General features: G+C 76.6%; 7 protein-coding genes. 1 reads left to right on the plus strand and 6 read right to left on the minus strand.

The window, feature by feature from the left end:
• The 4 genes from JZ5iCDA_RS15255 to JZ5iCDA_RS15270 form a co-directional block, all read right to left on the minus strand.
• Window positions 1–969 (minus strand): o-succinylbenzoate synthase (locus JZ5iCDA_RS15255; RefSeq protein ID WP_069387925.1); only part of this gene is annotated, 969 nt, incomplete at its 3' end.
• Window positions 970–1,030: 61 nt separating this feature from the next.
• Window positions 1,031–1,741: a DUF1345 domain-containing protein gene (locus JZ5iCDA_RS15260; RefSeq protein ID WP_069387926.1), complete on the minus strand. Its 711-nt coding sequence runs from the start codon at window positions 1,739–1,741 to the stop codon at window positions 1,031–1,033.
• A gap of 37 nt (window positions 1,742–1,778) precedes the next feature.
• On the minus strand, window positions 1,779–2,417 hold the full coding sequence (locus JZ5iCDA_RS19435; RefSeq protein ID WP_083260062.1) for a TetR/AcrR family transcriptional regulator: 639 nt from the start codon (window positions 2,415–2,417) through the stop codon (window positions 1,779–1,781).
• Between the two features lies 1 nt (window position 2,418).
• Window positions 2,419–2,748 (minus strand): DMT family transporter, encoded by a 330-nt coding sequence (locus JZ5iCDA_RS15270; protein WP_083260063.1) that lies wholly within the window; start codon window positions 2,746–2,748, stop codon window positions 2,419–2,421.
• A 108-nt stretch (window positions 2,749–2,856) separates the two neighbouring features.
• Here JZ5iCDA_RS15270 and JZ5iCDA_RS15275 point away from each other — a divergent pair, with 108 nt between their 5' ends.
• Complete coding sequence (locus JZ5iCDA_RS15275; protein ID WP_069387929.1) at window positions 2,857–3,873, plus strand: 1,4-dihydroxy-2-naphthoyl-CoA synthase; 1,017 nt, start codon at window positions 2,857–2,859, stop codon at window positions 3,871–3,873.
• A 35-nt stretch (window positions 3,874–3,908) separates the two neighbouring features.
• Here JZ5iCDA_RS15275 and JZ5iCDA_RS15280 read toward each other — a convergent pair whose 3' ends face one another.
• Both JZ5iCDA_RS15280 and JZ5iCDA_RS15285 read right to left on the minus strand, forming a co-directional pair.
• Window positions 3,909–4,148 carry a hypothetical protein gene (locus JZ5iCDA_RS15280; protein ID WP_069387927.1) on the minus strand — a complete coding sequence of 80 codons (240 nt, stop codon included), beginning with the start codon at window positions 4,146–4,148 and terminating at the stop codon, window positions 3,909–3,911.
• 115 nt (window positions 4,149–4,263) lie between these two features.
• The coding region (locus JZ5iCDA_RS15285; RefSeq protein WP_216093461.1) for a DUF3048 domain-containing protein at window positions 4,264–5,251 on the minus strand (988 nt) is incomplete at its 5' end.

Here is a 5,251-nt window from a genome sequence, read left to right on the forward strand (position 1 = left end):
GGCCACGCGGTCGAGGCGGTCGCGCCACCGCCGTGCGGTCGCGTCGTCGGGTGCGGTCGCGGCGAGGGCGTCCGACGTCGGCTCCGGCCGCACGACGGGCAGCGCGCCGTCGACCGGCAGGAACGGGGCGTCGGTGACGTCGGCGGCGAGGAGCTGGACGGTGGCGAGCCCGCACGCGTACGGGAGCTCGGGCAGCGCGGCGGCGAGCGCGACGCCCGCCGCGATACCGACGGACGACTCCAGGGCCGACGAGACGACCACGGGCAGCCCGACCTGCTCGGCGAGCTCGAGGCACGCCCGCACGCCGCCGAGCGGCTGGACCTTGAGCACGACGACGTCCGCCGCCTCGGCGCGGACGACGGCGAGCGGGTCCGCGGCGCGGCGGATCGACTCGTCGGCCGCCACCGGCACCGCGGAGTCGCCGCGCTGGCCCCGGCGCACAGCGGCCAGCCCCTCGACGTCGGCGCACGGCTGCTCGACGTACTCGAGGCCGCCCGCGGCCCGGTCCAGGTGCGGCAGGCGGCGCAGCGCCTCGTCGACGTCCCACGCCCCGTTGGCGTCGACGCGGATCCGCCCGCCCGGCCCGAGCGCGTCCCGCACGGCCTCGAGCCGCGCGACCTCGGCGTCGAGCGGCTCGACCGCGCCGTCGGGCCCGCGCTGGGCGACCTTCACCTTGGCGGTCCGGCAGCCGCCGGACGCGGCGACGATCTCCTGCGCACGCCCAGGACCGACCGCGGGGACCGTGACGTTGACGGGGACGGCGTCGCGCACGGGTGCGGGCCAGCCGTCGTCGGCGGCCTCGCGCGCGGCGCGCAGCCAGGCGGCGGACTCCGCGTCGTCGTAGTCCCAGAACGGGGAGAACTCGCCCCAACCGGCCGCCCCGCGCAGCAGGACGCCGTCGCGGGCGTCGAGGCCGCGGAACCGCGTGGTCAGACGGGTGCGGTAGACGACGGCGCGGGGGTCGGGCACGCGTCCCAGGCTAAGCCACCCGCACGCCGTGCGAGCCGCCTGGCCTCACCCACGTCCGTGCTCACGCGTTCACGAGGACCGTGACGACCAGCGCGACGATGACGGCGTTGAACGCGAACGCGACGACGGCGTGCGCGGTCACGGTGCGGCGGGTCGCGGTGTCGAGGACGGTGACGTCCGCGGTCGAGAAGCTCGTGCTGACGTGGGCCGCGACGTAGACGTAGTCGGCGAAGGCGCGCGGCCCCTCGCCGGGGAAGGCGAACCGCGGCCCGACGTCCGCCGCCTGCCCGCCCCGCGCGACGCCGGCGTCGAGGCGCGCGTAGTGCAGCGTGTACGAGACGAGGACGGTGACCCACGCGCTGAGCACGAGCGCGACGCCCAGGACGACGACGGCCGGGTCCTCGACCGCTCCCGTGCCGCGCGCGAGGGCGACGCCCACGCCGAGCGCGAGGACGGAGAACTGCACGGACCACGCCGCGGCCCCGCCGCCGATGGCCCACGCGGACCACCGCCGCCGCGGCACCGACCGCTCCAGGGCCTCGCGCAGCGGCCGACCGCGAAGCCCTGCGAACGCCACCACGCTCAGCGCGCAGAACGTCACCGCCACCACGACCCCGAACGCCAGGGCGGCCGCGAGCGCGGCGGCGACGTCGGCCGTCCCGGGCGGCGTGAGGACGAGCGACGCCGGCACGCTCACGACGACGCCGACGCCGAGCGCCGTCCACGAACGGACGGTCTCGGGGACGAAACGGGATCGCAGCGGCGGTCTCATGGTCCGCGAGGCTACCCGGGCGAGCCGTCCGCCCCGGTCAGGCCGCCGGTCCCGCGCGTCCGTCGAGGAGCGCGGCGACCAGGCGCGCGGCGAGCGCGCGCACGTCGCGCCCCTCGCTCAGCGCGCTGACGGCCGCGCCGTCGACCACGGCGACGAGCACGCCGGGGCTCAGCCACCCCGCGCCGAGGGCGTCGAGGACGTGCGCGACGGCCGCGTCGAGCCGATCGCGTCCCTGCGCGTAGGCCTGCGCGAGGGTCGGGTAGCGGCCCGCACCGACGAGGTGCTCGTAGAAGCCGCGCACGCCGGCCTCGTCGAGGTCGGGCAGGACCGCGTCCGCGAGGACGACGGCGCGGTCCTGGGGCACCGCGCCGGGGCGCAGCGCACGGTCCGCGGCGTCGCGGGCGTGCTGCACCCAGCCGTCGACGACGACCTGCCCGGCGGCGGCGACGAGGTCGTCGAGGCCGGTGAAGTAGTACGTCGTGGCCGCCAGGGGCACCTCGGCGCGCGCGGCGACGGCACGGTGCGTCACGGCGCCGGGGCCCTCGCGCAGGATGAGGTCGGCGGCGGCGCGCACGATCGCGTCCCGCCGCGCGGTGCCGCGCGCCTGACGGCGGGGTGCGCGCCGGTCGGCGGGCGCGGCCGTGCTCCCGTCGGCGCCGTTCGTCCCGACCGCCATCTCAGTGCCCCCCGCCCGACAGGTTGAGCCCGACCACGCCCGCGATGATCAGCACGAGCGAGACGATCTTGAGGACGCTCACGGTCTCCCCGAAGAGGACGATGGCGAGGACGGCGGTCAGCGCGGCGCCGATGCCGACCCAGACGCCGTACGCGACACCCACGGGCAACGTCTTGAGGGCGAAGCTCAGCCCGACCATGCTGAGCGCGAGCATCACGACGAACCCCACGCTCGGCCACAGCCGGGTGAAGCCCTCCGACGCCTTGAGACTGAGGGCCCAGCCCGCCTCGAGCATGCCGGACAGGACGAGGACGATCCATGCGAGTGCCATGTGCGACTCTCCGTGGGTCGGCGCGCCGGGTGGCAGGTCCCGCCGTCGCGCGCAAGTAGTACGACCGTACCACTTCGCGTTCCGCGTCCACCGGATACCGTGGCGCTCGTGAGCACCAGCCCTGACCCCACGCCCGCCGCGCCGCTCCCCCGCCAGGTCTCCGAGACGTTCGACCCGCGCTCGTGGCGCGACGTCCACGGCTTCGAGGACCTCACGGACGTGACCTACCACCGCGGCGTGGAGCGGTCACCGGCCGGCGCCGACGGCGCGCCGGGAGAGGTCGTGCGCGACCTGCCCGTGGTCCGCGTGGCGTTCGACCGCCCCGAGGTGCGCAACGCGTTCCGCCCGCACACCGTCGACGAGCTCTACCGCGTGCTCGACCACGCGCGCATGACGTCCGACGTCGGCACGGTCCTGCTCACGGGCAACGGCCCGTCGCCCAAGGACGGGGTCTGGGCGTTCTGCTCGGGCGGCGACCAGCGCATCCGCGGGCGCTCGGGCTACCAGTACACGACCGCTCCCGACGGCGGCGGGGACGTGCACACGCGCGACGCCGTCGACCCGGCGCGCGCGGGCCGCCTGCACATCCTCGAGGTGCAGCGGCTCATCCGGACCATGCCGAAGGTCGTGGTGGCCGTCGTCAACGGCTGGGCCGCGGGCGGCGGGCACTCGCTGCACGTCGTGGCCGACCTGTCGATCGCGAGCCGCGAGCACGCGCGGTTCAAGCAGACCGACGCGGACGTCGGCTCGTTCGACGGCGGCTACGGGTCGGCCTACCTCGCGCGGCAGGTCGGGCAGAAGCGGGCCCGGGAGATCTTCTTCCTCGCGCGCGAGTACTCGGCGCAGGACGCGTACGACTGGGGCGCGGTCAACGAGGTCGCCGACCACGCGGACCTCGAGCCGCTCGCGCTCGAGTACGCGCGCGTGGTCGCGACGAAGTCGCCGCAGGCGATCCGGATGCTCAAGTTCGCGTTCAACCTCGCGGACGACGGGCTCATGGGCCAGCAGGTGTTCGCGGGAGAGGCGACGCGGCTCGCGTACATGACGGACGAGGCCGTCGAGGGGCGCGACGCGTTCCTCGAGCGCCGCGACCCGGACTGGGGGCGGTTCGGCTACGCCTTCTGAGGTCTTCGCCGGGCACGGACGGCCCGGTGCGCCGCTCAGGCGCCGACGAGCCCGGTGAGCATCTCGATGAGGCCGCGACCGACGAACGCTGCCGCGACGGCGAGGCCGAAGAGCAGCCCGACGGAGACGACCACGGGCACGGCCGAGCGGGCGACGCCGGGCTCGCGGTCGTCGGTGCGCGGCGCGTACGACGGCGGCAGCGGGGACTGCGCGGGGCCCTCACCGGGGGTGCGGGCCGAGGACGGGTGGGCGGGGTTTGGGACGACGGTTGCCATGACTCCACGGTGCCCGGGGCAGGGCACCCGGCGCGTCGCCCTGCCGGACGGAACCTGACGCCCGCCGCTCCCCCCGCGGGTGGAGCGGTCGTACGCCCCGAGGTGGAGGGCGGCGTCAGCCGACGGACCACGACCCGCTGCCGGTCGGCACGAGCTCGACCCACGTCGTGCCGGGCTCGAGGCGCACCGTCCTCCCGTCCGCGCCGGTGAGCACGAGCGGGGCGTCCACGGCCTCCTTGGACCACGTCGCGGCGACGTGATTGCCGCCCGACGCGACGACGGCGTCCCCGGTCCCGACGAGCTGCGTCTCCGGGACGGGCACGCCCGCGGGGTCGAGGAAGGGCGTGCTCACCATCGTCGCGGCGACGAGCACGACGTTCGTGGCGGCGAGGCGGTCCCCGTCGGCCGACATGGCCGGCGACGCGCCCTCGCTGCGCACGTACGCACCCCGGTCGCCCGCCCAGTCCCAGACCGCGCGGCTCGAGTGCGTGAGGCGGACGTCGAGCCGGCCCGCCGGGGCGCCCGCGACGGTGGCTGTCCCGGAGCCGGGCTCGCGCGCGTACGCGAGCTGGGCGGGCGGCGGGGACGTGCGGTCGCCGTCCGCCTGCGCCCAGAAGGCCGCGGGCTCGCCGTAGACGTTGTGCGGGACGCGGCGCGCCCGGGTCGTGACGAAGCCGTCGTCCCCCTCGTCCATGACGACCGACTGCACGCCCGCGGCGCCGACGGCGTCGACGAAGGGCTGCTGGCCGCCCGTGTACGCGAGGACCCCGTGCAGCGGCGCGACGATCGCCGGGTCCATGGGCCGCACCGAGCGCACCGGCCCGACGAGCTCGGGCTCGCGCGAGTGGTAGACGGCGACGAAGCGCGTGATGCCGCCCTCGACGACCTCCTCCCACACCATGTCCGCGTCCTCGAGGCCGGTCTGCGGGCGTGCCTGGGTCGCGTTCTCGATCTTCACCGCGAGCGCCGGGCGCGCGGCGACCTCCTCGGCGGCGACGCCGGTCAGCGGCCACACGAGCGGCACGTCCGGCTCCGGGGGCCCGCCCTTCGCGGCGGCCGGGTCCGGGTCGACCGTCTCGGTGACCGGCGCGGCCGGCTCGGCG

The sequence above is a fragment of the Cellulosimicrobium cellulans genome (assembly GCF_001722485.1).
Lineage (GTDB): Bacteria > Actinomycetota > Actinomycetes > Actinomycetales > Cellulomonadaceae > Cellulosimicrobium > Cellulosimicrobium cellulans_A.